The sequence below is a fragment of the Streptomyces sp. NPDC051684 genome, from assembly GCF_044453445.1.
GTDB lineage: Bacteria > Actinomycetota > Actinomycetes > Streptomycetales > Streptomycetaceae > Streptomyces.
Window position 1 is genome coordinate 25,127 of record NZ_JBITCS010000009.1, and the last position, 25,670, is coordinate 50,796.

Genomic DNA, 25,670 nt, shown 5'->3' on the forward strand with positions numbered 1-25,670 from the left:
ATGTGGAGGCCGGGACTGCTGTTGTGCGGACTGTCGGTGCACAGAGTTCGTACGAGAGGAAGTCCGCCGCATGGGTTCAGTCGCTTGCCCCAGCCGTGCCACCGCTCCTGACCTGGAGTGGAGCGTGCTGAGCGCGGCCAAGACCGCTTCTGTTCGGGCGGCGGGCGGACCGGATCGTCGTCTATCCTCCGATTCGAGCGGGGTCTCGTTCGTCCCCGCGACGTCGCTTGAGGAGGTGGGTCCGGTCACAGGGACCGACGCAGGGACCGAGTACGGCCAGGCGGACGAGCGCCCGGAGAGCACGGCGGAGCGCAACGCGCGCTTCGAGCGGGACGCGCTGGAATTCCTCGACCAGATGTATTCGGCGGCCCTGCGCATGACGCGCAACCCGGCCGACGCCGAGGACCTGGTGCAGGAGACGTACGCGAAGGCGTACGCCTCGTTCCACCAGTTCCGCGAGGGCACGAACCTCAAGGCGTGGCTGTACCGGATCCTCACGAACACCTTCATCAACTCGTACCGCAAGAAGCAGCGCGAGCCCCAGCGCAGTGCCGCCGAGGAGATCGAGGACTGGCAGCTGGCCCGGGCCGAGTCGCACATGTCGACCGGTCTGCGCTCCGCCGAGTCGCAGGCGCTCGACCACCTGCCCGACTCGGACGTGAAGCGGGCCCTGCAGGCGATCCCCGAGGAATTCCGCATCGCGGTCTATCTCGCGGACGTAGAGGGCTTTGCGTACAAGGAGATCGCGGACATCATGGGAACACCTATCGGTACGGTGATGTCCCGGCTGCACCGTGGCCGTCGTCAGTTGCGCGGCATGCTCGAGGACTACGCCCGTGACCGCGGGCTCGTCCCGGCCGGTGCCGGTCAGGCGAACGAAGCGAAAGGCTCGGGCTCATGAGCTGCGGAGAGCCGCACGAGACGGACTGCAGTGAAGTCCTGGACCATCTCTACGAGTTCCTCGACCACGAGATGCCGGACAGCGACTGCACCAAGTTCGAGGTGCACTTCGAGGAGTGCTCCCCGTGCCTGGAGAAGTACGGCCTGGAACAGGCCGTCAAGAAGCTGGTGAAGCGGTGCTGCGGTCATGACGACGTGCCCACCGATCTGCGGGCCAAGGTCATGGGGCGGATCGAAGTGATCCGCTCCGGCCAGGCCACGCCCGAAGAGGGCATGGGCAACCCGCTCGCCTGAGCCGACGGGGCCCTTCAGGGCTCCGTTCACCCGATCGTGCGAATCCGGGGCCCGGGGCCCCGGCAATCCCCGCGATGCCCCGCGAGCGCCTTCCCGCCCGTCCTATCCTCCCTGAACTGGACGCCTTGGGGAGGGAGTTGGCGCATGCGGTCGGTTCCGCCCGTGGCCAGCGCGTATGTGCTCCTGACCGCCGGTGTCGCCGCGTTCTGCGCCGCGCCCGCGTTCTCCGCCGTCACATGGTGGCCCCGCGTCGCCCTGCTCGCGTTCCTCTACGCGGGCTGTGAGCAGCTCGGCCGCTGCCGGCTCGTCGGGCGGCGCGCACCCAAGGGAATGGGCACCTTCTTCCCCGTGCTGCTCGCCGGGGCCTTTCTGCTGCCTCCTGCCGCCGCCGCGCTCGTCGCCCTGCCCGGCGCACTGCTCGCCTCCGTCGAGCGGCGGCCCGCCTGGCTGCGCAAGCTGTGGCGCGCGGCCCAACTCGCCCTCGCCTGCTGGGCCGCGGCGCGCGTCTTCGGCGCGCTCGACGGACCCGAGGCGGTCGCCGACCCCCGGTTCCCGTACGCGCTCGCGCCCGGCGGCGCCGCGGTCCTCGCGTTCTGCGCCGTGCTCACCGTGCTCGACGGGGGAGTGCTCGCCACCGCGGAGCGGGTTCCGCTGCGCAGCGCCTGGCGCGGGCTCTTCCTGCGGATGCTCGCGCCGGTGGCCGCGCATGGGCTCGCGGGGCTGGTGATGGCGACGATGTGGACGAGTTCGTACGGCCCGATCGCCGCGCTGCTCGTGCTCCTGCCGATGTACATCTCCTGCTGGGTGTTCGCCCAGTACCAGCGCGAGCGGTCGGCCCACCAGGCCACGATCCGGGCGCTCGTGCAGGCCGTCGACATCAAGGACGGGTACACGCGCGGGCACAGCGAGCGGGTCGGCCAGGCGTCGATGATGATCGCCCGCGAGCTCGGTCTGGAGGGCGACCGGGTGGAGGCGCTGCGGTTCGCCGGGATCCTGCACGACGTGGGCAAGCTCGGCGTGCCCACGCGGCTGCTGCGCAAGGACGGGCCACTGACACCCGAGGAGCGCGAGGTCATTCAGCTGCACCCGGAGTACGGGCACGAGATGGTGCGCGGGATCGCGTTCCTCGGCGAGGCGCGGGCCGCGATCCTGCACCACCACGAGCGGCTCGACGGGAGCGGGTACCCGTACGGGCTCGCGGGGGCGCAGATCCCGGAGTTCGCGCGGGTGGTGGCGGTGGCGGACGCGTTCGACGCGATGACGTCCACGCGCACGTACTCGCGGGCCCGGCCGGTCGCGGTCGCGCTGGCGGAGCTGGAGCGGTGCGCGGGTTCGCAGTTCGACCCGGTGATGGTGGGGGCGCTGGTGCGGGTGCTCGAGCGGGACGGCTGGCATCCCGTGGTGACGGCGGACGAGGCGGCGGTGCCCGCGCCACGTCCGGAGAGCGTCGCCGCCCCGCCGGCGGCGTCCCTGTGACGGGGGCCGATCCGGAGCACCGCGCCGAAAGGGCCGCCCCGACCGGGGCGGGGCGGATGCCCGGGTTGCTCGTGGTGGTGTTCGGGATCGCCGTGGCGCTCGCCGCCGTGGCCGTTGGGGACACCGTGTGGCACGGCGTGGTCGAGCGGGGGAACGCGCTGGCGTTCGGGGTGCTCGTCGCCGTGGGGGAGCTCGCCCGCCGGGGCGGCGCCGAGGACCGGGAAGCCGCGCCGCTCGGGGCCGCGGGGGCGCTCGCGTACGCGTTGCTCGGGGAGGTCGCGGGGCGGCCCACGCACCACGGTGCGTTGCAGGTCGTCGCGATCGTCGCCGCGGGCACGCTCGTCGGCTGCATACCGCACGTGGCGCGCGGCAAGGGCGCCTCGCTCGACGATGTGACCCGGCGCCTGCTCACCGTCGCGTTCGCCGCCGTCTGCTTCCAACCGCTCTACAACCAAGGTGTGTTGGCGAAGTGGTTCGGCGACGGGGCGTACTACGCGCTGCTCATCGTGGGCCTGCTGGTGCTGACCGCGCTGTGCGACGCCGTGCTCGCCGCCGCCATGGCGCACGCCAGGACGCGCTGGCCGTTCGGCCCGCTGCTCCGTGACGAGCTGCGGGCGATGCTCGGGATCGGCTCTGCGGTGTGCGCGACGGGGGCCGTCATGGCGCTCGCCGTCGCCGTCGCCGGGCTGTGGGCGCTGCCCCTGATCAGCCTGCCGCTGCTGCTCACCCAGTTGGCGTTCCGGCGGTACTCCGTGGTCAAGGCCACGTACCGGCAGACCATCACCTCATTGGCCCGCGCCACCGAGATCGCCGGCTACACCCCGCACGGGCACGCCCGCCGGGTGGCCGCGCTCAGCCGGGCCGTCGGCCGCGACCTGGGGCTCTCCCAGCCGGACCTGTCGGTTCTGGAGTACGCGGCGCTGATGCACGACATCGGGCAGCTCTCGCTCGTCGACCCGGTGGCCGAGGGCGCCACCGCCGCGCTGCCGCCCGCCCAGCAGCGGCGGATAGCCCTGCTCGGCGGCGCCGTCGTCCGCCAGACCGGGGTGGACACCCAGGTGGCCGTGGTGGTCGAGCGGCAGGCCGACCCGTACCGCGAGCAGCCGCTCACCGCCCGGATTGTGCGGACAGCGAACGCGTACGACGAGATGGCGAGGGAACAGGGACCACAGGGGCCGCTCAGGGCCCTGGAGAGCCTGCGTCTGGCCACGGGCCGGGAGTACCAGCCGGAGGTCGTGGAAGCGCTGGCCAGAGTGGTCTGCACGCCCGGTCTGAGCCTAGGGTCGGTTGGGTAACCCATGGGTAATGAGCGGCCGTGCGACCGTACGTGGTTGGATGCGAAGCAAGGCAGGAAAAACGCAAGGCACGCGGAAAACTCGGCGTCCGGGGGCACAGGCCTCGAGTATCGGCAGGCGGGAATCGTGAGGATCTTCGGCAAGGGACGGCACCGGCCCTCCGCCTCCTGGCGGCAGGCCACGGATCGCGCGTTCACGCTGATCGGCGACGGCCGGTACGAGGACGCGGGGGCGCTGCTCACACGGGCCGCCGACCTGGAGCCCTGGCTGTCGGAGTCCTGGTTCAACCTCGCGCTGCTGCACAAGTTCCGGCACGACTGGGAGCAGGCCCGCACCACGGGCCTGCGGGCCGTCGCCCTGCTCGAGAAGGAAGGCGGGGCACCGGACTGGTGGAACGTGGGCATCGCCGCCACCGCCCTCCAGGACTGGCCGCTCGCGCGCAGGGCCTGGCAGGCGTACGGGCTGAAGGTGCCGGGTGGCGCCGCCGCTGCCGGGGAGCCGACCGGGATGGACCTCGGGAGCGCCGCCGTGCGGCTCTCGCCGGAGGGCGAGGCGGAGGTCGTGTGGGGGCGCAGGCTCGACCCCGCGCGCATCGAGCTGCTCTCCATCCCGCTGCCGTCGTCCGGGCGGCGCTGGGGCGAGGTCGTGCTGCACGACGGCGTCCCGCACGGGGAGCGGACCACGGCGTCCGGGCACTCGTACCCGGTCTTCGACGAGATCGAGCTGTGGGCGCCCTCGCCGGTGCCCACGTGGGTGGTGCTCCTGGAGGCCGCCACCGAGGACGACCGGGACGCGCTGGAGCGCCTCGCCGCCGACGCGGGCTTCGCCGCCGAGGACTGGTCGTCCTCCGTGCGGCTGCTGTGCCGTACGTGCTCGGAGTCGCGGATGCCGTCCGACGAGGGCGACGGCACGCATCTCGACCCGCACGACCACAGCGAGCCGGGGCATCCGGGGCCGCTCGGACACCGGACCGACGGGCAGCTGTGGGTGCCGGAGCGGGAGTGCGGGGTGGCCGCGCCGGCCTCGCTGGTGCGGGGACTGCTCGACGGGTGGGTGGCGGATTCGCCGGACTCCCGTGACTGGCGGGATCTCGAAGAGGTCTGTTAGGCGCGGGGCGCGTTCTCGGTGGTCGCCCCCCTCCGCCCCCTCTCGTCCCGTCCCCGGGGGCCGCGCCCCCGGACCCCCGAAAGATTGCGCAGTTCCCCGCGCCCCTGAGGGCCCCCGTACTCTGTAGGGGTTCGACCCTCGTATTTCCCAGGAAGGCTTTCGTCCCCCATGGCTCAGCAGGACACCGATCAGCAGCACGCCGGCGTGCTTCCCGTGGATGACGAGGGGTTTGTCGTCGACAGCGAGGACTGCGAGGCGCGGGAGGCGGCGTACCGGGAGCGCGGCACGTCGCGGCCGATCACCGTCGTCGGGAACCCGGTGCTGCACAAGGAGTGCAAGGACGTCACCGAGTTCGACGACGAGCTGGCCAAGCTCGTCGACGACATGTTCGCGAGCCAGCACACCGCCGAGGGCGTCGGCCTCGCCGCCAACCAGATCGGCGTGGACCTGAAGGTCTTCGTGTACGACTGCCCGGACGACGACGGCGTGCGGCACACCGGCGTGGTCTGCAACCCCGTCCTGCGCGAACTGCCCGCCGAGCAGCGGCGCCTCGACGACTCCAACGAAGGCTGCCTGTCCGTGCCGACGGCGTACGCCGAGCTCGCCCGCCCCGACTACGCGGTCGTCGACGGCCGGGACGAGAAGGGCAACGCGATCACGGTGCGCGGCACCGGCTACTTCGCCCGCTGCCTGCAGCACGAGACCGACCACCTGTACGGGTACCTGTACATCGACCGGCTGTCGAAGCGGGAGCGCAAGGGCGCGTTGAAGCAGATGGAGGAGGGGACGCCGCGTTACCCGGTGGTCCCCAACGCCTGAGCAACTGTCTTTTCCCCATGGGGGAGTTGAGGCGTCACCGCGGCGCCCGGTACGGAAGTGGCCTCCGTCCGGGCGCCGTTCGCATGTGCGGGCAGGGGTGGGGTGCCCGGTCGCGTACCGCCCGAATCCGGTCATGGCACGTGAAGAATCGGGAAGTGTGGGGTAGTGAGGGGAGCAAATGCGTTCCCACAGCGGTCAGTTATGGTGCTGAATAGAAAGCGCGGGGTTACACGACGGCGCGCGACCGGCACAGCGGGAGGCGCGCGCCGCAGGCCACAGAGAGGGGTTACTACGTGCCTGCTTTCTCACATACGTCGGTTCCGGCGGCTGTGGCGCTTCCGGTGATCGAGAGTGCGTTTCCTCGCCGGCTGCACCCGTATTGGCCGAAGCTCCAGGGAAGGACCAGGTCCTGGCTCCTCGAAATGGGGCTGATGCCGCCCGACAAGGTGGCCAAATATGCCGACGACCTGTGCTATTCGGACCTCGTCGCGGGCTACTACATCGGGGCGCCGGACGAACTGCTCGCGACGATCAGCGACTACAGCGCGTGGTTCTTCGCCTGGGACGACCGGCACGACCGCGATGTGATCCACGGCCGCGCGGCCAACTGGCGGCGGCTCGTCGCCCAGTTGCACGCGGCGACCGAGGCGCCCGAGCTCCATCTGGGCCATGGGGATCCGCTGGTCGCGGGCTTCGCCGACTGCCTCCAGCGGTTCTACGGCTCGCTGAGCCGTACCTGGAACGTGCGGTTCGCCCGCCACTTCCACCCGGTGATCGACGCGTACGACCAGGAATTCAGGAATCGGACGACGGGAACCGTGCCCGGAGTCGACGCGTACATAGAGTTGCGCCGGCAGACCTTCGCGCACTGGATCTGGATAGACCTGCTCGAGGCGACCGCGCAGTACGAACTCCCGGCATGGGTGCGGAAAACGCCGGCGTTCATGCGTGCGGCACTTGCCGTCCAGGACTTCTCGGCTTGGTACAACGATCTGTGTTCACTCCCCAAGGAACTCGCGGGAAACGAATTCCACAACCTCGGGATAAGCCTCATCGAGCACGAGGGGCTTTCCGTTGCCGAAGCCTCCGCGGAAGTGCGGAGCCGGGTCATCGGATGCGTCGACGATTTCCTTGAGGCGGAAGTCGAGGTCGCGAACATCGCGAACGGCGTCGAGACGCTCGGAGAAAAGGGGAAAGACCTCTCCGTGGCCATGAGGTCATGTCTGGAGAACATGCGGAACTGGTTCAGTTCCGTCTACTGGTTCCACCACGAATCGGGCCGCTATCAGGTCGACGACTGGGAGGACCGCAGCAATCCGCCGTACGTCAGCGACGAGCCGGGCGGCGTCGATGCCGTGCCCGGCGCGGGACGCATCCCGAGGCAGGCCCCCCACCGGATCCCCGACGGGGTCCCCGAACAGGCAGGTGAGTGCGCATGACCGTGGAATCCACGCTGCCGCCCCCGGCGCCCGGCCAGGCGGGAGCGTCGCTGCCGCCGCTCGCACCCGGCGGCGCGCCGCTGATCGGCCACGCCCCGCAGATGCTCCGCGACCCGCTGGCCTTCCTGACCCGGCTGCGGGAAGGCGGCGATCTGGTCCGGCTGCGGCTCGGCCCCAAGACCGTCTTCGCGGTCTGCGACCCCGTACTGGTCGAGAAGCTCCTGAAGAGCCCGGACTTCCTCATCGGCGGCGCGATGTGGGACGCCCTGGAGGTGCTCCTCGGTGAGGGCGTGGCGAGCAGCAACGGGCAGAAGCACCGGCGCCAGCGGCGCGCCATCCAGCCCGCGTTCCGTGCCGAGCGGATGGCCGACTACGCCACGTTGATGGCGGAGGAGGCGCGGGCGACGGCCGATCGCTGGCAGGACGGGCAGACCGTCGACATCAACGCCGAGATGTTCCGCCTGGCGGCCCGGATCACGGCCCGCGCCATGCTGCACATCGACGCGAAGGACGACCGCGCGGACCGCCTCGGCGAGACGATGGGCACGGTCTTCGCCGGCATGTACCGGCGGATGATCCTGTCGTTCGGGCCGCTGTACCGGCTGCCCCTGCCGGCCAATCGGCGTTTCGAGCGGGCGATGGCCGAATTGCACCGCATGGTCGACGAGATCATCGTCGAGCGAAGGGCTCAGGCGGCCGAGGGAATCGACACCGGAGACCTTCTCGCGGCATTGCTCGACGCGCACGACGATGACGGGGAAGCGGTCACCGACCAAGAGATCCACGATCAGGTTCTGGCCCTCCTGTTGGCCGGTGGGGAGAATGTCTCCAAGACGCTGGCATGGACGCTCGGACTCCTCGCCGAACACCCGGACCACGAAAGCCGGTTGTACGAAGAGGTTGAATCCGCTACCGGTGGTGGCAGGCAGGTGGCTTTCGGGGACCTGGGGAAGCTCGCATATATGCGTAATCTCCTTACCGAGTCGATGCGCATTCGCCCCAGCGTGTGGATATTCACGCGCATATCGGCGGTCGATACGACCCTCGGTGGCTATTGCATTCCGGCCGGGACGGACATCGTCTACAGCCCGTACGCGATGCAACACGACCCGCGCTCGTTCGACGACGTGGACGTCTTCGACCCCGACCGCTGGCTGCCGGAGCGTGTCACGGACGTCGCAAACGTGGCGCACCAGCCGTTCGGCACCGGCAACCGCAAGTGCCCGGGCGACCACTTCAGCATGGTCGAACTCTCCCTGATCCTCGGGACGTTGGTGTCCCGGTGGCGGTTCGAGACGGTCCCCGAGACGGAGGCGGTGGCGAAGCTCGGGATCACCATCGGCCCCAAGAACGGCAACCTGCGGGTGAGGGCCCGCGGCTGACCCCCTGGCGCCCTAGGAGGCGAGCTTCACCCGGAATGTCCTTCTGAAGGCGTTGGGGGTGGTCCCCAGCGCCTTCATGAACTGGTGGCGCATCGCCGCCGCGTTGCCGAACCCGGCGCGCGCGGCGATCGCGTCCACCGTCTCGTCCGTGCGCTCCAGCAACTCCTGGGCGAACAGCACCCGTTGGCGCAGCAGCCAGCGGTACGGGGTCGTGCCGGTCTCCTGCTGGAAGCGCCGGGCGAAGGTGCGCGGGGACATGTGGGCCCGCGCCGCGAGCTCCTCCACGGTGGCCGGTTCGTCCAGGTGCCGCTCCATCCAGGACAGCACCTCGCCCACCGTGTCGCAGCGCGTCGCGGGCAGCGGGCGCTCCACGAACTGGGCCTGGCCGCCGTCCCGGTGGGGCGGTACGACCATGCGGCGGGCGATCGTGTTCGCGACCTCGGCGCCGTGCTCGGTGCGCACGATGTGCAGGCAGGCATCGATGCCCGCGGCCGTACCGGCGGAGGTGATGACCTGACCCTCGTCGACGTACAGGACGTCCGGGTCGACGCGGGTGCGCGGGAAGCGGACGGCGAGCTCGCGCTCGTAGCGCCAGTGGACCGCGCAGCGGCGCCCGTCGAGCAGGCCGGCCTCGCCGAGCACGAACACGCCCGAGCAGACGCTGAGGACGCGCGCGCCCCGGTCGACGGCGCGGCGCAGCGCGTCGAGCAACTCCGGCGGATAGCCGTCCTGTGGCTGGGAGGAGGCCGGGACCGCGATGAGGTCGGCCTCGTCCAGGCGGTCGAGGCCGTACGGGGTGGAGACGGTCATGCCCGGCACGTGGGTGCCGAGCGTGGGACCCGCGGCGGAGACGGCCGCGAAGTCGTACACGGGTAGCCCGGCCTCGCTCCGGTCGAGGCCGAACACCTCGCAGACGACGCCGAGTTCAAAGGGGTGCACGCCGTCGAGCAGCACGACGGCCACGTTTTTCAGCATGCCTGCCAGTGTGCCGCAGGCGTGGCAGTAATTCGAGGGTTGCTGACAGTCCTGCCACTGCCGCGCGGTTCGGAACGGGCGGACAGTGGAGGACATGAACACAGCGATGAACTACCTCGCCGTCCTCTTCGTCTTCCTCCTCCTGTCCGCCCCGTCCCTCTACGGCATGGCGTACGACCGCCGCATCGACCGGCAGCTCCGGGCCGCGTCGGCCGGACGCGCCGACCACCGAGGCTCCCGCTACGAGAGGGCGGCCTGACCGGGCCTGTGCCCGAAGACCAGTAGATGCGAGCTCGCGACGAGCAGCTCCGGATGGGACTCGGCGAGCCTCGCGGCCGCCAACGCCGACACGAACAGATCGGATTCCTGAGGGACTTGCAGCCCGGTGGCGGCCTCGGCGGCCTTCAGCATCGAGTCACCGGGCCCCTCCACCCCGTACAGTCGGGCGCCGTCGATCCCGGCGCCCCGCACCTCCGCCGCCAGTTCCTCGGCGCGGTGGAAGTAGGCGAACGTGAACTCCCGCCCCTCGTTCACCCCGCTCGCGAGCACCCGCCCCGAGCGCTCCTCACGCCCGTCGAGATGCAGCCGCCCGTGCGCGGCGTGGTCGAACAGCGCCGCGAACCGCTGGATCCCTGAGGCCACGACAAGACCACCGGGCCGCACCACCCGCAGCGCCTCCGCCAACACCCGAGCTCGGTCAGGCAGTTCGGGCAAGTGGTACAGCGGGCCGAGCAGCAGCACGACGTCGTACGACGCGTCGGCGGCGCTCAGCGAACGGGCGTCGCCCACCTCGACGGTGCACCCGGCCCCCGCCGCTTCCCGTACGTGCCGCTCCACGGGGTCGACGAGATGGACGCGGTACCCGTCCTCGACCAGCCAGCGGGCGTGTGCGCCGGGACCGCCCCCGACGTCGAGCACCCTGGCGGGGGCGGTGGGCAGATATCTGCGCAACAGCTCTTGCGTACGGACGAGTTCGAGCACGCCCGCGGCGGAGGAGGCCAGCCGGGCGTGCTCGTCGAAGCGGGTGGAGTAGTAGGCGAGGACTTCGTCTGCGACCTGAGGTGTCGTCATGCCCCGCAAGTCTGACCAGGGGGTGGTGGGCGGCGCATCTCAATATGCGTCGCCCACCGAAGCACCCCGGCGGATCCGGTCAGAAGTCCTCGTCGAACCCCACCGAGCCCTCGACCGCCACCTGGTACGCCGAGGGGCGGCGCTCGAAGAAGTTGGTCAGTTCCTGGACGCCCTGGAGTTCCATGAAGGAGAACGGGTTCTCCGAGCCGTAGATCGGGGCGAAGCCGAGGCGCTGGAGGCGCTGGTCGGCGACGCATTCCAGGTACTGGCGCATCGAGTCGGTGTTCATGCCCGGCAGGCCCTCGCCGCACAGGTCGCGCCCGAACTGCAGCTCCGCGTCGACCGCCTCCCGCAGCATGTCGGTGACCTGCTGCTGGAGCGCGTCGTCGAAGAGTTCCGGCTCCTCCTTGCGGACCGTGTCGACCACGTCGAAGGCGAAGGACATGTGCATCGTCTCGTCGCGGAACACCCAGTTGGTGCCGGTGGCGAGGCCGTGCAGCAGGCCGCGGCTGCGGAACCAGTAGACGTAGGCGAACGCCCCGTAGAAGAACAGGCCCTCGATGCATGCCGCGAAGCAGATGAGGTTGAGGAGGAAGCGGCGGCGGTCCGCCTGCGTCTCCAGGCGGTCCATCTCCTCGACCGAGTCCATCCACTTGAAGCAGAACTCGGCCTTCTCGCGGATGGAGGGGATGTTCTCCACCGCCGCGAACGCCGCCGTCCGGTCTTCCGGGTCGGGCAGGTAGGTGTCGAGCAGCGTCAAGTAGAACTGGACGTGCACGGCCTCCTCGAAGAGCTGGCGCGAGAGGTAGAGGCGCGCCTCGGGGGAGTTGATGTGCTTGTAGAGCGTGAGGACGAGGTTGTTCGCGACGATCGAGTCGCCCGTCGCGAAGAACGCCACGAGCCGGCCGATCATGTGCTGCTCACCCGGCGACAGCTTCGCGAGGTCGGCGACGTCCGAGTGGAGGTCGACCTCCTCCACGGTCCAGGTGTTCTTGATCGCGTCGCGGTAGCGCTCGTAGAAGTCCGGGTAGCGCATGGGGCGCAGCGTCAGTTCGAAGCCCGGGTCGAGCAGGTTCTTTTCCGGAGAAGTGGTCATTACTGGCAGGCCTCGCAGGACTCGGGGTTTTCCAGGGAGCAGGCGACCGCGTCCGGGTCCGGCGTCGCGGTCTGCGCGGGGACGGTGCTGTTGCCCGCCGCCCGCGCGATGCGCGTCGCCGGGCGCGAGCGCAGGTAGTACGTCGTCTTCAGGCCCGACTTCCAGGCGTACGCGTACATCGAGGAGAGCTTGCCGATGGTCGGCGTCTCCATGAACAGGTTCAGGGACTGGGCCTGATCGAGGAACGGGGTGCGCGCCGCCGCCATGTCGATGAGGCCGCGCTGCGGGATCTCCCACGCCGTGCGGTACAGGGCGCGGACCTCGTCGGGGATCCAGGTGAAGCCCTGCACCGAGCCGTTGGACTCGCGCAGCGCCTCGCGGGTCTGGGCGTCCCACACGCCGAGCTTCTTCAGTTCGTCGATCAGGTAGCCGTTGATCTGGAGGAACTCGCCGGACAGCGTCTCGCGCTTGAACAGGTTGGAGACCTGCGGCTCGATGCACTCGTAGACGCCGGCGATCGAGGCAATCGTGGCCGTCGGCGCGATGGCGAGGAGCAGGGAGTTGCGCATGCCGACATCGGCGATACGTTCCCGCAGCGCCGCCCAGCGCTCCGGCCACGTCAGCTCCACGCCGTAGTGGTCCGGGTGCAGCACGCCGCGGGCCGTACGGGTCTGCTCCCAGGCGGGGAGCGGGCCGTTGCGCTCGGCGAGGTCGGCAGAGGCCTCGTACGCGGCGAGCATGATGCGCTCCTGGATCCGCGTGGACAGGGCCCTCGCCTCCGCCGAGTCGAACGGCAGGCGCAGCTTGAAGAAGACGTCCTGGAGGCCCATCGCGCCGAGGCCCACCGGGCGCCACTTCGCGTTGGAGCGGCCCGCCTGGTCCGTCGGGTAGAAGTTGATGTCGACGACGCGGTCGAGGAACGTGACGGCCGTGCGGACCGTCTCGTCGAGCCGCTGCCAGTCGATGTCGCCGGTCGCCGTGTCCACGAAGGCGCCGAGGTTGACGGACCCCAGGTTGCAGACGGCCGTCTCCCCGTCGTCCGTCACCTCCAGGATCTCCGTGCAGAGGTTGGACGAGTGGACCGTGTTGCCGGGCTCCGCCGTCTGGTTGGCGGTGCGGTTGGCGGCGTCCTTGAAGGTCAGCCATCCGTTGCCGGTCTGCGCGAGGGTGCGCATCATGCGGCCGTACAGATCGCGGGCCGGGATGGTCCGCTGGGCCTTCCCCTCGGCCTCGGCCTTGCGGTACGCGACGTCGAACTCCTCGCCCCACAGGTCGACGAGCTCGGGCACGTCGGCCGGCGAGAACAGCGACCACGGCTGGTCCGCGTTCACCCGGCGCATGAACTCGTCCGGGATCCAGTGCGCGAGGTTCAGGTTGTGGGTGCGGCGAGCGTCCTCACCGGTGTTGTCGCGCAGCTCGAGGAACTCCTCGATGTCGGAGTGCCACGTCTCCAGGTAGACCGCGGCGGCGCCCTTGCGGCGGCCTCCCTGGTTCACGGCGGCGACCGAGGCGTCGAGCGTCTTCAGGAACGGGACGATGCCGTTGGAGTGCCCGTTCGTGCCGCGGATCAGCGACCCGCGGCTGCGGATGCGGGAGTACGAGAGGCCGATGCCACCCGCGTGCTTCGAGAGGCGGGCGACCTGGTGGTACCGGTCGTAGATCGAGTCGAGCTCGTCCAGCGGGGAGTCGAGCAGGTAGCAGCTCGACATCTGGGGGTGCCGGGTGCCCGAGTTGAAGAGCGTGGGGGAGGAGGGCAGGTAGTCGAGGCGGCTCATCAGGCCGTAGAGCGCGGCGACCTCGTCCAGGGCGCGGGCGCTGTCGTCCTCGGCGAGGCCGCAGGCCACGCGCAGCATGAAGTGCTGCGGGGTCTCGATGACGTGCCGGGTGATCGGGTGGCGCAGCAGGTAGCGGCTGTGCAGGGTGCGCAGGCCGAAGTAGCCGAAGCGGTCGTCGCCCGCGACGTCGATGAGCGCGTCGAGGCGCGCCGCGTGCACCCATACGAACTCGGCCGTGCGGTCCGCGATCAGCCCCTCGCGGTGGCCGACCGCGACCGACTCCGTGAAGGACGTGACGCCCTGCGTGGCGGCCTCGGCGGCGATGGAGCGGGTGAGCAGGCGGGCGGCGAGCCGGGAGTAGGCGGGGTCCTCGGAGATCAGCCCGGCTGCGGCCTCGGTGGCGAGATCGCGCAGCTCGGCCTCGTCGGCCCGCGCCGAACGGCCGCGCAGCGCGGCGGCGGCGATCCGGCCGGGGTCGGCGTCGGGGAGGTCGGCGGTCAGCTCGGTCAGGGTGCGCAGCAGGGCTGCACCCGGGCCGTCCTGGGGGGTGGCTGAGACCGGTTCGGCGGGCGCGATGGTCACGTGGAGGCTCTCCCTCGCTCGGCTCGGGGCCTGCGGGGAGGAGGCGGCAGCGCGGGCGCGCGAAGGCGGGCCCTCGTCCACCGGCCCTTTCCGCGAGGCCCGGACGTCGTCGACGCCCGGGCCGGACGGCTCGGGCGTGCCGTCGACAGGTCATCGGACTCACGCGGGCGTTTTTGTACGCCTACGTACACCGTTGCGGGACAGTTCCGGATTCGCACCGGATTCCCCTGTGGTGACAGCGAGAGCGAGCATACATGTTGTGCCGGGCTTTCGCGTCAGCCCCATATGTTGTGTCGGCGTTCCTTTCTCGCGCCAAAGCCGTCAGTCGGCCGCCAGCTTCAACTCGTACGCCCGCAGCGTCACTTCCGGGATCGGCGCCCAGTCGCGGTCCGGGATCCGGGTGAAGCCCAGGCGTTCGTAGAGGCGGTGCGAGGCGGTCGCGAGCGGCTGCGTGCACAGCACCACCGCCGACTTGCCGGCCGCGCGCGCCCGGTCGATCACGGCCCGCACGAGCGCCTCGCCGACGCCCTTGCCGCGCGCCTCGACGTCGACCGCGAGCATCCGGAACTCGGCCTCGCCGGCGCGGGAGACCTCCGCGTACGGGTGGTCGTGCGCGGGGACGTAGGTGACGCTGCCGAGGACCTCGCCGCCCGGTCCCTCGGCGACGAGCACCTCGGCCTGCCGCGCGCGTTTCTCGACGTCGCGCAGTTCGGCGGCGTACCAGTCGTCCTCGCCGAACGCGAGGAGGCCGCTCCCCAGGTAGGCGCGGGCACTCAACTCGCCGAGCACGGCGTACTCATCGGGGCGCACTGTTCTGATCACGACGCCATGGTTACGCGACCCGCGGCCGTGGTCGCAACGGTTTCCGGAAAATGCCTCGGGCCCCTCCGCGATGGAGGGGCCCGAAGTCTTCAGTTGTACGTGCCTAGTGACCCGACGCCTCCGCGCCGACCTTGGGCAGTTCGACCTGGACGCCCTTGTCGCCCGCGTCGGCCGTGTAGTCGGCCGGCGAGGTCTCGTCGACGCCGTCCGGGGCCTTGACCGCCTTGAGGACGAAGGTCAGGACGACGGTGACGACGACGTTGAGGACGAACGCCGTCATGCCGATGTAGCCGATCTGGCCGATGCCGGGGATCTCCGCCGACGAGCCGCCGAAGTGCTTCTGCGTCGGCGACGCGACGCCGTACGCGGCGAGCGTGCCGTACACCATGCCGACCGCCCAGCCGGCGAGCAGCGCCCAGCGGTGGAACCAGCGCGTGAACAGGCCGCCGACCAGGGCCGGGAACGTCTGGAGGATCCAGATGCCACCGAGCAGCTGGAAGTTGATCGCGACGGTCTTGTCCATGGTCAGGACGAAGGCCAGCGCGCCCACCTTCACCAGGAGCGAGACCAGCTTGGAGACCTTGGTCTCCTGCGCGGGCGTCGCGTTCGGCTTGATGAAGTCCTTGTAGATGTTGCGCGTGAACAGGTTCGCCGCGGCGATGGACATGATGGCCGCGGGGACCAGCGCGCCGATGCCGATGGCGGCGAAGGCGACGCCCGTGAACCAGTCGGGGAACATGTCCTCGAACAGCTGCGGGATTGCCAACTGGCCGTTCTGCACCTTGATCCCGGCCGCGATCGCCATGAACCCGAGCAGCGCCAGCAGGCCGAGCATCAGCGAGTACAGCGGCAGGATCGTGGTGTTGCGGCGGATCACGTTGCGGCTCTTGGAGGAGAGCGTCGCCGTGATCGAGTGCGGGTACATGAACAGCGCCAGGGCGGAGCCGAGCGCGAGCGTCGCGTACGTCCACGTACCCGAGGATCCGGGCGCGAGCCCCGCGACCGGTTTGCCCGCCGCCTCGTTCGCGGCGTCGAACTTGTCGCCCGCCGCCGAGAAGATGTGCTCGAAGCCGCCCAGCTTGATCGGGATGTAGATGATGGCGACCGCGATGACCAGGTAGATCAGGCCGTCCTTGACGAACGCGATCAGCGCGGGGGCCCGCAGGCCCGACGAGTACGTGTACGCGGCCAGCACGCCGAAGGCGAGCAGCAGCGGCAGGTCCTTGATGAACCAGTTGGTGTTCTCGCCGCCACCGACGCCCATCACGTCGAGCACGGCCTGGATGCCGACCAGTTGGAGCGCGATGTACGGCATCGTGGCGAGGATGCCGGTGATCGCGACCGCCAGCGAGAGCCCCTTGGAGCCGAAGCGCCCGCGCACGAAGTCCGAGGTCGTCACGTACCCGTGCTTGTGCGAGACCGACCACAGGCGCGGCAGGAACGTGAAGATCAGCGGGTAGACCAGGATGGTGTACGGCACCGCGAAGAAGCCGGAGGCGCCGGCCGCGTAGATCGCCGCGGGGACGGCGACGAAGGTGTACGCGGTGTAGAGGTCGCCGCCGAGCAGGAACCAGGTGATCCAGGTGCCGAACGAGCGGCCGCCCAGGCCCCATTCGTCGAGCGAGGCCTCGTTCTCGGCCTTCCGCCAGCGCGCGGCGAGGAAGCCCATGACCGTGACGGCCACGAAGAAGAAGATGAAGACGGTGAGTGCGACACCGTTGACGCCGCCGTTCACGCGCCCGCCCCTTCCGAAGTGGCCGAAGTGGCCTTACGGGCGCGCTGATCGCGCTGCCACAGCTTGTACGCGATCATCGTGAGCGCGGTCGAGATGAGCACCCAGAGCATCTGGTACCAGTAGAAGAACGGGATGCCGATGAAGGCCGGGTCGACCTTGGCGTACGAGCTGACCCAGAGCATCGCGACGAACGGTGCGACCAGACAGAGTGCAATGATCACGCGTACCGGCGTGACCACCGGTTGTTTCACTTCAGGCGCATCGGACATTCGCGGTTCCGTTCCCCTCGCTCATCAGAGATCCCACTTATCTCACGTTTAACGTGCGGGAAATCTAAGCGAGAGTCTTGATCTACGGAACCCCTGTCCGAATAACGGATGGGTACACGGCCCCGGTCAGCAGCAGCGGAACCCCTGTCGGGGGTCCGATTCCTGGCGGTCCGTCCGCATGCGCTCGAACTCGCGCCGGGACGGTACGGACGCCCCCGGGTGGGTCTGCCCGAGGTGCGTCACGTACCGCTCGTAGGCGCTCTCGTCCGTCAACTCCCGGACGAACCAGCGCACATACCTAGCCACCCGTAGCACTGCCGACGCCGGCATCGCGCGCCTCCGCCTTCTCCTGCTGTGTGGGGACGAGCCCGGCCGGTGCCACCAGCGTGGACTCGACGTACGGTGCCTCGCTCAGCTTCGAGGACTGCGGGTTCCGTACGTGCTTCACGCATACCCGCAGCGCGTCGAGGACCACCACGACGATGAGGAGCGCGAGCGCGGCCGAAAGGACGCCGTCCACCGTGGAGTTGGTGACCACGGTGTGCATGTCGTCCATGGTCTTCGCGGGTGGCAGGACCTTGCCCGCGTCGATGGCGTCCTGGTAGTTGGAACGCTGCTGGAAGAAGCCGACCCGCGGATCGGACGAGAACACCTTCTGCCAGCTCGCCGTCAGCGTCACGACGGTGTCCCAGACCAGCGGGACCCCGGTGATCCACGCCCACTTGAGCCGCCCCGACTTCACAAGCAGCGTCGTGCAGACCGCGAGGGCGACCGCGGCGAGCAGCTGGTTGGAGATGCCGAAGATCGGGAAGAGCTGGTTGATCCCGCCGAGCGGCTCGTGCACGCCGACCCACAGGAAGTACCCCCACAGGCCGACCACGACGGCGCTGGTGAGGATGAGTCCCGGCTTCCAGCTGATGTTCTTGAACGGCTTGTAGACGTTGCCCAGCATGTCCTGGAGCATGAAGCGGCCCACGCGGGTGCCGGCGTCGAGCGCGGTCAGGATGAACAGCGCCTCGAACATGATCGCGAAGTGGTACCAGAAGGCGCGCAGTCCGCCCCCGGTCACCTGCGAGAAGATCTCCGAGACACCGACGGCGAGCGTCGGCGCACCGCCCGTACGGGACAGCAGGCTCGACTCCTCGACGTTCTTCGCGGCCTGCGCGAGCTCCGCGGGGGAGATCGAGTACCCGAAGTTCGCGACGGCCTGGGACGCGGACTGCACGCTGTCGCCGATGACGCCCGCGGGCGCGTTCATCGCGAAGTACAGGCCGGGGTCGATGATCGACGCGGCGACGAGCGCCATCACGGCCACCGACGACTCCATCAGCATGGAGCCGTAGCCGATCATCCGGACCTGCGTCTCCTTCTGGATCATCTTCGGCGTCGTGCCGGACGAGATCAGCGCGTGGAAGCCGGACAGGGCGCCGCACGCGATGGTGATGAAGACGAAGGGGAACAGCGAGCCCGCGAAGACCGGCCCGTCGCCGCGCGAGGCGAAGTCGGTGACCGCGTCCATCTTCAGCGTCGGCAGCGCGATCACGACGCCGATGGCGAGCAGCGCGATGGTGCCGAGCTTCATGAACGTGGACAGGTAGTCGCGCGGCGCGAGCAGCATCCACACCGGAAGCACCGAGGCGACGAACCCGTAGATCACCATCCAGATGACGAGCGTGGACGGCGCGAGCGTGAAGGTGTCCGCCCAGGAGGACTCGGCGACCCAGCGGCCCGCGATCAGCGCGATGAGCAGCAGCGCGACGCCGATCAGCGACACCTCGGAGACCCGTCCGGGCCGCAGCACGCGCAGATAGAAGCCCATGAGCAGGGCGATCGGGATCGTCATCGCGATGGAGAAGGTGCCCCAGGGCGACTCGGCCAGCGCGTTCACCACGACCAGGGCGAGCACTCCGAGCAGGATGATCATGATGGCGAACGCGGCGACCAGGGCGGCGGCCCCGCCGAACGGGCCGATCTCCTCGCGCGCCATCTGCCCGAGCGAACGCCCGTCGCGCCGCGTCGAGAAGAACAGCACGACCATGTCCTGGACGGCGCCCGCGAAGATCACGCCGACGATGATCCAGATGGTGCCCGGCAGATATCCCATCTGCGCGGCGAGCACGGGGCCGACCAGCGGGCCCGCCCCCGCGATGGCGGCGAAGTGGTGCCCGAGGAGCACGCGCCGGTCCGTGGGATGGAAGTCGATGCCGTTGTTGAGCCGCTCGGCGGGCGTGGCCCGCTTCGCGTCGACCTTCAGCACCTTGTTCGCGATGAACTTCGCGTAGAAGCGGTAGGCGATGGCGTACGACCCGAGGGCGGCGGCCACCATCCACGCGGCGGAGACCTCCTCGCCGCGGGAGAGCGCGAGTACGGACCAGCCGGCCGCGCCCACCAGGGCGACGACGGTCCACAGAATGATGGTTCTAGGAGAAGCGGTACGCACCGGTCTGTCCTCCCCGTCCATGCGACGACGGGAGGACCGTAAGCCAGAGGGTGTGAGCTGCGCTACACCGCGTGCGGGAAAGCATCTACTCCGTTACCGGGCAAGGGAGTTGAGGCCGCGCGGACGGCCGGTCCGGCTGCTGCTTCAGTCCGTGGGCCGCTTCAGTCCGTGGGCCGCTTCAGTCGGGCCACGAACTTGTACCGGTCGCCGCGGTAGACCGACCGCACCCACTCCACCGGCTGCCCCGAACCGTCGATCGAGTGGCGGGAGAGCATCAGCATCGGCAGGCCCACGTCCGTGCCGAGCAGGCCCGCCTCGCGCGGTGTGGCCAGCGAGGTCTCGATGGTCTCCTCGGCCTCGGCGAGGTGCACGTCGTAGACCTCGGCGAGCGCCGTGTAGAGGGAGGTGTACTTGGCGAGGCTGCGGCGCAGCGCCGGGAAGCGCTTGGCCGACAGGTGCGTGGTCTCGATCGCCATCGGCTCGCCGCTCGCGAGGCGCAGCCGCTCGATGCGCAGGACGCGGCCGCCCGTGGTGATGTCGAGGAGGTGTGCGAGCGTCTCGTCGGCGGTGACGTAGCCGATGTCGAGCAGCTGCGAGGTCGGCTCCAGGCCCTGGGCCCGCATGTCCTCGGTGTACGAGGTGAGTTGCAGCGCCTGGGAGACCTTGGGCTTGGCGACGAAGGTGCCCTTGCCCTGGATCCGCTCGAGCCGGCCCTCGACGACGAGCTCCTGGAGCGCCTGGCGGACGGTGGTGCGGGAGGTGTCGAACTCGGCGGCGAGCGTGCGCTCGGGCGGGACGGGGGTGCCGGGCGGCAGTGTCTCCGTCATGTCGAGCAGGTGCTTCTTGAGGCGGTAGTACTTGGGCACGCGTGCGGTGCGGACGGGCGCCCCGCTCTCGTTCTCCGCACTGCTGACGTCGGTGCTCATGCTCCGCCTTCCCGGCTCCGGTGCCGATGCGACCTTTTTCGCCCCCGTCGGCCACGGCTCACATCGTGGCACGGCTCGCTCGGAGGAACTCCCTTTGAGCCTTCTCGCACGCACCGTGATCCCTTCTTATACCGCCCGCTGAACGTCTGGTCTAGTCCACCCGCCGGAGTTGCTTGAAGGGCCCAACGGCCGTGCCCCGTCTGGCGGGTGTCGTTCCGATAACGGACACGGGGACCTCTCTCGACGACCCTTGACAGCCCTATTGGTCTGGGCCAAGCTCCCCGTACTGGTCTACACCATTAAAGATCAGGTCCCAGTCCCATCAGCCGTATCCGCGTACGCAGGTGCGTGTGCGCCGTATGTCATCGCTGTGGGTGGGGGGTTGCAGGGATCCCTGAGGAGGGTGACATGAAGCGCAAGCTCATAGCGGCCGTTGGCGTCGCGGCCATGATGTCCGCGGTCGCGGCGTGCGGGGGCGACGGCGGCAGTGACGCCGGCAAGGACCCGAAGGACCGCACCGGCGCCGTCACGGTCTGGCTGATGGTGGACGCGCAGAGCACCTGGCCCGGGCTCGTCAAGGACGTCAACGCGCAGTTCAAGAAGAAGTACCCGAAGGTCAAGGTCAACGTCTCGTACCAGCAGTGGGCGGACAAGGCCAAGAAGCTCGACACCGCCCTGGGCGGCGACAAGTTCCCGGACGTCGTCGAGCTCGGCAACACCGAGACCATGCAGTACATCCTCAACGGGGCGCTCGCCGAGATCGACCCGAAGAAGTACGACAACAGCGACTCCTGGATCAAGGGCCTCAAGGACACCTGCTCCTTCGAGGGCAAGATGTACTGCGTCCCGTACTACTCCAGCGCGCGCGTCGCCATCTACAACAAGGACCTGCTGAAGTCGGCCACCGGCTCCGCCGAGCTGCCCACCGACGAGGCGGCCTTCCTCAAGGCGATGGACAAGGAGACGGCAAAGCAGGGCGCCAAGGACAAGCGCTTCTCCTCGCTGTACCTGCCGGGCCGCTACTGGTACGCCGCCATGTCCTACGTCCAGGCGTACGGCGGTCAGATCGCCACGTACGACGACGGCACCAAGAAGTGGAAGGGCTCCCTCTCCGACGCCAAGTCGCAGGAGGGCATCCAGCACTTCATCGACCTGGTGAAGAAGTACAACAAGGGCGACATCACCAAGGACGAGCAGGACCACGCCAACGTGATGGCCAACGAGAAGGCCGGCGTGCTGTACGGCAACGGCTGGGAGGCCGGCTCCGTCGTCGACGGCAAGGCCAACGGCAACCCGAAGCTGAAGGACAAGATCGCCGTCGCCTCCATGCCGGGCCCGAACGGCAAGACCCTGCCGTCCTTCGTCGGCGGCTCCGACCTCGCCGTCACGCAGAAGTCGAAGAACGCGGACCTCGCCCAGGACTGGATCTCCATGTTCACGAGCGAGAAGTCCCAGGAGGTCCTCACCGCCAAGAACGTGCTGCCGAGCAACACCAAGCAGTTGCAGCCGCTGAAGGAGAAGAAGGAGACCGAGGCGGCGGCGAACGCGGTGGAGAGCGCCTGGTTCACGCCGATCGCCCCGGGCTGGACCGCGATCGAGAAGGAGGAGGTCCTGAAGAACATGCTTCTCGACATCCTCAAGGGCAAGTCCGTCGCGTCGGCCACCAAGGCGGCCGACGCGAAGATCGACGAGCTGATCAACAAGGAGTCCTGAGCCTTCGGGGCTCCGGAGCGAGGGGCGGGGCCGGCACCGACCGGCCCCGCCGTTCCCCCTCTTCTCCGCTTCGCTGAGAACGAGAAAGGTCAGCCACGTGACTGCCGCCGACACCAAGGCCGCCGGGCCGCCGCCCCTCGCGGCGGGCTCTCCGGAAGGGGAGGTGCTCACCAAGGGCACCAAGGGCCCCCGAGGCCCCGGCCGCCCCCCGCGGAAGAAGGGGGCGTCGCTCCCTTACCTCCTGATCCTGCCGGCGATCGTCGCGCTGGCCGCTGTCTATGCGTACCCCCTGGTCAAGACCGTGATCATGTCCTTCCAGGACATGGGGCGCCGCGAGCTGTGGACGGGTGAGAGCCCGCCGTGGGTCGGCCTGGACCAGTTCACCAACATCCTCGGCGACGCGGAGTTCTGGCAGGTCACCGTCCGCACGGTGGTCTTCATGGTGGTCTGCGTCGCGCTCACCATGGCGATCGGCCTGCTGATCTCCCTGCTGATGCTGCGCCTGACGACCTGGGTACGGCTGACGCTCACCACGGCCCTGATCGCCGCCTGGTCGATGCCGCTGCTCGTCGCCTCCTCGATCTTCCGCTGGCTCGCCGACTCCGACTACGGCCTAATCAACACGCTCATCGCCAAGGTCGCCGGCGAGGACTTCCTCGGACACAACTGGTTCCTCGACCCGCTCCAGGGCTTCTCGATCATCGCCGCGCTGGTCATCTGGGGCGCCGTCCCGTTCGTCGTGATCACCCTGTACGCGGCCCTCACCCAGGTGCCCGCGGAGCTCGAGGAGGCCGCCCAGCTCGACGGCGCCACCGCCCTCGGCGTCTTCCGCTTCGTCACCTGGCCGGTCATCAAGCCCGTCTTCATCATGGTCACCACGCTCTCGGTGATCTGGGACTTCAACGTCTTCGGGCAGATCTGGCTGCTGCGCGGCAACAAGCCCGAACCGGACTACGAGACCCTCGGTCTCTACTCCTTCTCCAAGGCGTTCACCTCGACGTCCTTCAGCCAGGGCACCGCCATCGCCCTGATCACCGTGCTGCTGCTCTCCGGGGTGGCCGTGTACTACCTGCGCCAGCTCATGAAGACAGGAGAGGTCGAATGAGCGCCTCCACGGCGGGGCTGCGCCCCGACCGCAAGAAGACCAGGCTCGGCTACAACGTTCTCGGGCTCGTCATCGCCGTCGTGATGGCCTTCCCGGTCTACTGGCTGATCATCTCGGCACTGCGCCCCAACCACGAGATCCGTTCCTACGACCAGACGCTGTGGCCGTCGTCGATCACCTTCGACAACTTCGCCCGCGCCGTGAAGCAGCCGAACTTCGGCACCGCGATCCAGTCCAGCCTCATCATCTCGATCACCGCCGTCGTCGGCGGCATGGTCATCGCGACCCTCGCGGCGCTCGCCATCGGACGCTTCCGATTCACCGGCCGGCGCGCGCTGCTCATGGCGCTGATCCTGGTCCAGATGCTGCCGCCGACCGCGATGCTCATCCCCATCTACACCCAGCTCAACGCGATGGGCGGACTCAACGAGTACTGGGGCGTCATCGTCGTCTACCTCGTCTCCACGCTGCCCTTCGCCACGGTGATGATCCGCGGCTTCGTGGTCAACATCCCCGTGGAGCTGGAGGAGTCGGCGATGGTCGACGGCTGTACGCGCATGGGCGCGTTCCGCCGCGTCGTCTTCCCGCTGCTCGCCCCCGGCCTCGCCGCCTCCTCGATCTTCGCCCTCGTCAACGCGTGGAACGAGTACCTGTTCGCGTACATCCTGATGAACGAGGACTCGAAGTACACGCTTAATGTGTGGCTGATGACGTTCACGACCGAACGAGGCACCGATTACGGCGCGTTGATGGCCGCGTCCACGATGATCGCTCTGCCGGTGGTGGTCTTCTTCATGTTCATTCAGAAGAAGATGGCCACGGGACTCACTTCCGGCGCCGTGAAGGGATAACGCCACCAGATGACGACATTGACACGTGGTTCCGACACTCTGACGCGCGACGCCCTCACCGTCCTGCAGCCCGGGTTCACCGGCACATCGGCGCCCGACTGGCTGCTGCGCCGGCTCGGCGAGGGGCTCGCGTCGGTCGGGCTGTTCGGGCGCAATATCGCCACGCCCGAGCAACTGGCGGCCCTCACCGCCCAATTGAGGTCCGAGCGCGGCGACGTCCTGGTCGCCATCGACGAGGAGGGCGGTGACGTCACCCGTCTGGAGGTCCGCACCGGCTCCTCCTTCCCGGGCAACCACGCGCTCGGCGCGGTCGACGACACGGCACTCACCCACGCGGTGGCCGCCGAGCTCGGCCGTCGGCTCGCGGAGTGCGGGGTCAACCTCAACTGGGCGCCCTCCGCCGACGTCAACGCCAACCCGGACAACCCGGTGATCGGCGTACGTTCCTTCGGCGCGGACACCGCCCTCGTGGCCCGGCACACCGCCGCGTACGTCGAGGGACTGCAATCCGCCGGCGTCGCCGCCTGCGCGAAGCACTTCCCGGGGCACGGGGACACGGCGGTCGACTCGCACCACGACGTGCCGCGCATCGACGTCGGCCTGGACGTGCTGCACGCCCGTGACCTCGCCCCGTTCCGCGCGGCCATCGCGGCTGGCTCGCGGGCCGTGATGAGCGCGCACATCCTGGTGCCCGCGCTCGACCCGGAGTACCCGGCAACGTTGTCGCGTCGCATCCTCACCGGCCTGCTGCGCGAGGAGTTCGGCTACGAGGGCCTGATCGTCACGGACGGCATGGAGATGCAGGCCATCTCCGCCACGTACGGCATCGAGCGCGGCAGCGTCCTCGCCATCGCCGCGGGCGCCGACGCGATCTGCGTGGGCGGCGGGCTCGCCGACGACGACACGGTGCTGCGGCTGCGCGACGCCCTCGTGGGCGCGGTGCGCTCCGGTGAACTCCCGGAGGAACGCCTCGCGGACGCGGCGGCGCGGGTCCGCGCGCTGTCGACGTGGGCGACGGCGTCGGCCCGCCCCGGAACCGCGGCGGTCCGCCCCGAGGTGGGGCTCGACGCGGCACGCCGCGCGGTCACGGTGACGCGCGGGGAGCACGCGGCGGCGGCGACGGGGCCCGTGCACGTCGCGGCCTTCACGCCCGTCGCCAACATCGCGGTCGGCGACGAGACCCCCTGGGGCGTCGCTGCCGAGCTCGAACGCCTGCTGCCCGGCACCACCACCGGCTCCTACACCGGCGCCGACGCGGGATCCGCCGCACTTGCCGCCGCGGGGGAGCGGCGCGTGGTGGCGGTCGTCCGCGACGAACACCGGCATCCGTGGATGGCCCGGGCCCTGGACGAGCTGCTGGCCGCGCGGCCGGACACGGTCGTCGTCGAGATGGGTGTGCCGCAGGCTGCGCCGCGTGGTGCGTTGCACGTCGCTACGTACGGTGCGGCGCGGGTGTGTGGGGTCGCTGCGGCGGAGGCGATCACGGGGGCTTGAGCCCAGCCGGGGCTTCGGGGCTCTGCCCCGGACCCCGCTGCTCAATCGCCGCAGGGGCTTGAAGGGCCTGCTCAATCGCCGCAGGGGCTTGATATGCCCCTGCG

23 protein-coding genes and 1 riboswitch are annotated in these 25,670 nt (G+C 69.6%); of the genes, 13 read left to right on the top strand and 10 right to left on the bottom strand.

The features are described from left to right. The first annotated feature begins 235 nt into the window (after nucleotides 1-235). The 8 genes from ACIA8D_RS13245 to ACIA8D_RS13280 all read left to right on the top strand — a co-directional run bounded on the left by ACIA8D_RS13245 (nucleotide 236) and on the right by ACIA8D_RS13280 (nucleotide 8,712). Nucleotides 236-901, top strand: a complete 666-nt coding sequence (locus ACIA8D_RS13245) for a sigma-70 family RNA polymerase sigma factor (protein WP_399231568.1) — start codon at nucleotides 236-238, stop codon at nucleotides 899-901. Beyond that, complete coding sequence (gene rsrA / locus ACIA8D_RS13250; RefSeq protein ID WP_351338991.1) at nucleotides 898-1,194, top strand: mycothiol system anti-sigma-R factor; 297 nt, start codon at nucleotides 898-900, stop codon at nucleotides 1,192-1,194. The genes ACIA8D_RS13245 and rsrA overlap by 4 nt, the downstream gene beginning before the upstream one ends. 144 nt (nucleotides 1,195-1,338) lie before the next feature. Then, nucleotides 1,339-2,670 carry an HD-GYP domain-containing protein gene (locus ACIA8D_RS13255; protein WP_399231570.1) on the top strand — a complete coding sequence of 444 codons (1,332 nt, stop codon included), beginning with the start codon at nucleotides 1,339-1,341 and terminating at the stop codon, nucleotides 2,668-2,670. 56 nt (nucleotides 2,671-2,726) lie between these two features. After that, on the top strand, nucleotides 2,727-3,965 hold the full coding sequence (locus tag ACIA8D_RS13260) for an HD-GYP domain-containing protein (protein WP_399231572.1): 1,239 nt from the start codon (nucleotides 2,727-2,729) through the stop codon (nucleotides 3,963-3,965). Between the two features lie 126 nt (nucleotides 3,966-4,091). Next, complete coding sequence (locus tag ACIA8D_RS13265; protein WP_399231574.1) at nucleotides 4,092-5,072, top strand: tetratricopeptide repeat protein; 981 nt, start codon at nucleotides 4,092-4,094, stop codon at nucleotides 5,070-5,072. 168 nt (nucleotides 5,073-5,240) lie between these two features. After that, nucleotides 5,241-5,891 (top strand): peptide deformylase, encoded by a 651-nt coding sequence (gene def / locus ACIA8D_RS13270; RefSeq protein WP_399231576.1) that lies wholly within the window; start codon nucleotides 5,241-5,243, stop codon nucleotides 5,889-5,891. A gap of 341 nt (nucleotides 5,892-6,232) precedes the next feature. Beyond that, a complete protein-coding gene (locus ACIA8D_RS13275; protein ID WP_399231578.1) occupies nucleotides 6,233-7,330 on the top strand; it encodes a multidrug MFS transporter in 1,098 nt (365 codons plus the stop codon). Then, entirely contained in the window at nucleotides 7,327-8,712 is a 1,386-nt protein-coding gene (locus ACIA8D_RS13280; protein WP_399231580.1) for a cytochrome P450, read from the top strand. The genes ACIA8D_RS13275 and ACIA8D_RS13280 overlap by 4 nt, the downstream gene beginning before the upstream one ends. Before the next feature lie 12 nt (nucleotides 8,713-8,724). Here the strand turns inward: ACIA8D_RS13280 and ACIA8D_RS13285 are convergent, their stop codons facing one another. Next, nucleotides 8,725-9,687, bottom strand: coding sequence for a helix-turn-helix domain-containing protein (locus ACIA8D_RS13285; RefSeq protein WP_399231582.1), 963 nt, complete (start codon nucleotides 9,685-9,687; stop codon nucleotides 8,725-8,727). Nucleotides 9,688-9,781: 94 nt separating this feature from the next. Here ACIA8D_RS13285 and ACIA8D_RS13290 point away from each other — a divergent pair, with 94 nt between their 5' ends. Next, nucleotides 9,782-9,946, top strand: coding sequence for a hypothetical protein (locus ACIA8D_RS13290; RefSeq protein ID WP_399231583.1), 165 nt, complete (start codon nucleotides 9,782-9,784; stop codon nucleotides 9,944-9,946). Here ACIA8D_RS13290 and ACIA8D_RS13295 read toward each other — a convergent pair. From ACIA8D_RS13295 to ACIA8D_RS13335, 9 genes are all read right to left on the bottom strand, one after another. Next, on the bottom strand, nucleotides 9,928-10,758 hold the full coding sequence (locus ACIA8D_RS13295) for a class I SAM-dependent methyltransferase (protein ID WP_399231585.1): 831 nt from the start codon (nucleotides 10,756-10,758) through the stop codon (nucleotides 9,928-9,930). The two genes, ACIA8D_RS13290 and ACIA8D_RS13295, sit on opposite strands and share 19 nt — an antisense overlap. Before the next feature lie 79 nt (nucleotides 10,759-10,837). Beyond that, entirely contained in the window at nucleotides 10,838-11,854 is a 1,017-nt protein-coding gene (locus ACIA8D_RS13300; RefSeq protein WP_399231588.1) for a ribonucleotide-diphosphate reductase subunit beta, read from the bottom strand. Further along, the gene (locus tag ACIA8D_RS13305) at nucleotides 11,854-14,211 is read right to left on the bottom strand and encodes a ribonucleoside-diphosphate reductase subunit alpha (protein WP_399231590.1); all 2,358 of its coding nucleotides are present in this window, start codon (nucleotides 14,209-14,211) and stop codon (nucleotides 11,854-11,856) included. The genes ACIA8D_RS13300 and ACIA8D_RS13305 overlap by 1 nt, the downstream gene beginning before the upstream one ends. A gap of 148 nt (nucleotides 14,212-14,359) precedes the next feature. Beyond that, nucleotides 14,360-14,438: riboswitch (cobalamin riboswitch) on the bottom strand. A gap of 94 nt (nucleotides 14,439-14,532) precedes the next feature. Continuing rightward, nucleotides 14,533-15,033: a GNAT family N-acetyltransferase gene (locus tag ACIA8D_RS13310; RefSeq protein ID WP_399231592.1), complete on the bottom strand. Its 501-nt coding sequence runs from the start codon at nucleotides 15,031-15,033 to the stop codon at nucleotides 14,533-14,535. Nucleotides 15,034-15,136: 103 nt separating this feature from the next. Then, nucleotides 15,137-16,768 carry a monocarboxylate uptake permease MctP gene (mctP, locus tag ACIA8D_RS13315; RefSeq protein ID WP_399231594.1) on the bottom strand — a complete coding sequence of 544 codons (1,632 nt, stop codon included), beginning with the start codon at nucleotides 16,766-16,768 and terminating at the stop codon, nucleotides 15,137-15,139. Next, nucleotides 16,765-17,037: a DUF3311 domain-containing protein gene (locus tag ACIA8D_RS13320; RefSeq protein ID WP_399231596.1), complete on the bottom strand. Its 273-nt coding sequence runs from the start codon at nucleotides 17,035-17,037 to the stop codon at nucleotides 16,765-16,767. Before ACIA8D_RS13320 ends, mctP begins: the two co-directional genes overlap by 4 nt. Before the next feature lie 126 nt (nucleotides 17,038-17,163). Then, the gene (locus tag ACIA8D_RS13325; protein ID WP_399231598.1) at nucleotides 17,164-17,367 is read right to left on the bottom strand and encodes a YbdD/YjiX family protein; all 204 of its coding nucleotides are present in this window, start codon (nucleotides 17,365-17,367) and stop codon (nucleotides 17,164-17,166) included. Next, nucleotides 17,336-19,477, bottom strand: a complete 2,142-nt coding sequence (locus ACIA8D_RS13330) for a carbon starvation CstA family protein (protein ID WP_399231599.1) — start codon at nucleotides 19,475-19,477, stop codon at nucleotides 17,336-17,338. Before ACIA8D_RS13330 ends, ACIA8D_RS13325 begins: the two co-directional genes overlap by 32 nt. Before the next feature lie 161 nt (nucleotides 19,478-19,638). Continuing rightward, a complete protein-coding gene (locus ACIA8D_RS13335) occupies nucleotides 19,639-20,403 on the bottom strand; it encodes a GntR family transcriptional regulator (RefSeq protein ID WP_399231600.1) in 765 nt (254 codons plus the stop codon). 408 nt (nucleotides 20,404-20,811) lie between these two features. Between ACIA8D_RS13335 and ACIA8D_RS13340 the strand changes: the two genes are divergently transcribed. The 4 genes from ACIA8D_RS13340 to ACIA8D_RS13355 all read left to right on the top strand — a co-directional run bounded on the left by ACIA8D_RS13340 (nucleotide 20,812) and on the right by ACIA8D_RS13355 (nucleotide 25,566). Next, nucleotides 20,812-22,116 carry a sugar ABC transporter substrate-binding protein gene (locus ACIA8D_RS13340; protein WP_399231602.1) on the top strand — a complete coding sequence of 435 codons (1,305 nt, stop codon included), beginning with the start codon at nucleotides 20,812-20,814 and terminating at the stop codon, nucleotides 22,114-22,116. A gap of 97 nt (nucleotides 22,117-22,213) precedes the next feature. Then, complete coding sequence (locus ACIA8D_RS13345; RefSeq protein WP_399231603.1) at nucleotides 22,214-23,221, top strand: carbohydrate ABC transporter permease; 1,008 nt, start codon at nucleotides 22,214-22,216, stop codon at nucleotides 23,219-23,221. Beyond that, entirely contained in the window at nucleotides 23,218-24,072 is an 855-nt protein-coding gene (locus ACIA8D_RS13350; protein WP_399231605.1) for a carbohydrate ABC transporter permease, read from the top strand. Before ACIA8D_RS13345 ends, ACIA8D_RS13350 begins: the two co-directional genes overlap by 4 nt. Before the next feature lie 9 nt (nucleotides 24,073-24,081). Beyond that, the gene (locus ACIA8D_RS13355) at nucleotides 24,082-25,566 is read left to right on the top strand and encodes a glycoside hydrolase family 3 protein (protein WP_399231606.1); all 1,485 of its coding nucleotides are present in this window, start codon (nucleotides 24,082-24,084) and stop codon (nucleotides 25,564-25,566) included. Nucleotides 25,567-25,670 lie beyond the last annotated feature (104 nt).

Bases quoted from the DNA above. Each gene is read 5' to 3' on its own strand.
- def (WP_399231576.1), top strand. From the start codon at position 5,241: ATGGCTCAGCAGGACACCGATCAGCAGCACGCCGGCGTGCTTCCCGTG.
- ACIA8D_RS13285 (WP_399231582.1), bottom strand. From the start codon at position 9,687: ATGCTGAAAAACGTGGCCGTCGTGCTGCTCGACGGCGTGCACCCCTTT.
- ACIA8D_RS13280 (WP_399231580.1), top strand. From the start codon at position 7,327: ATGACCGTGGAATCCACGCTGCCGCCCCCGGCGCCCGGCCAGGCGGGA.
- ACIA8D_RS13290 (WP_399231583.1), top strand. From the start codon at position 9,782: ATGAACACAGCGATGAACTACCTCGCCGTCCTCTTCGTCTTCCTCCTC.
- ACIA8D_RS13335 (WP_399231600.1), bottom strand. From the start codon at position 20,403: ATGAGCACCGACGTCAGCAGTGCGGAGAACGAGAGCGGGGCGCCCGTC.
- ACIA8D_RS13300 (WP_399231588.1), bottom strand. From the start codon at position 11,854: ATGACCACTTCTCCGGAAAAGAACCTGCTCGACCCGGGCTTCGAACTG.
- ACIA8D_RS13260 (WP_399231572.1), top strand. From the start codon at position 2,727: ATGCCCGGGTTGCTCGTGGTGGTGTTCGGGATCGCCGTGGCGCTCGCC.
- ACIA8D_RS13255 (WP_399231570.1), top strand. From the start codon at position 1,339: ATGCGGTCGGTTCCGCCCGTGGCCAGCGCGTATGTGCTCCTGACCGCC.
- ACIA8D_RS13350 (WP_399231605.1), top strand. From the start codon at position 23,218: ATGAGCGCCTCCACGGCGGGGCTGCGCCCCGACCGCAAGAAGACCAGG.
- ACIA8D_RS13355 (WP_399231606.1), top strand. From the start codon at position 24,082: ATGACGACATTGACACGTGGTTCCGACACTCTGACGCGCGACGCCCTC.
- ACIA8D_RS13320 (WP_399231596.1), bottom strand. From the start codon at position 17,037: ATGTCCGATGCGCCTGAAGTGAAACAACCGGTGGTCACGCCGGTACGC.
- ACIA8D_RS13340 (WP_399231602.1), top strand. From the start codon at position 20,812: ATGAAGCGCAAGCTCATAGCGGCCGTTGGCGTCGCGGCCATGATGTCC.
- rsrA (WP_351338991.1), top strand. From the start codon at position 898: ATGAGCTGCGGAGAGCCGCACGAGACGGACTGCAGTGAAGTCCTGGAC.
- ACIA8D_RS13295 (WP_399231585.1), bottom strand. From the start codon at position 10,758: ATGACGACACCTCAGGTCGCAGACGAAGTCCTCGCCTACTACTCCACC.
- ACIA8D_RS13325 (WP_399231598.1), bottom strand. From the start codon at position 17,367: ATGCCGGCGTCGGCAGTGCTACGGGTGGCTAGGTATGTGCGCTGGTTC.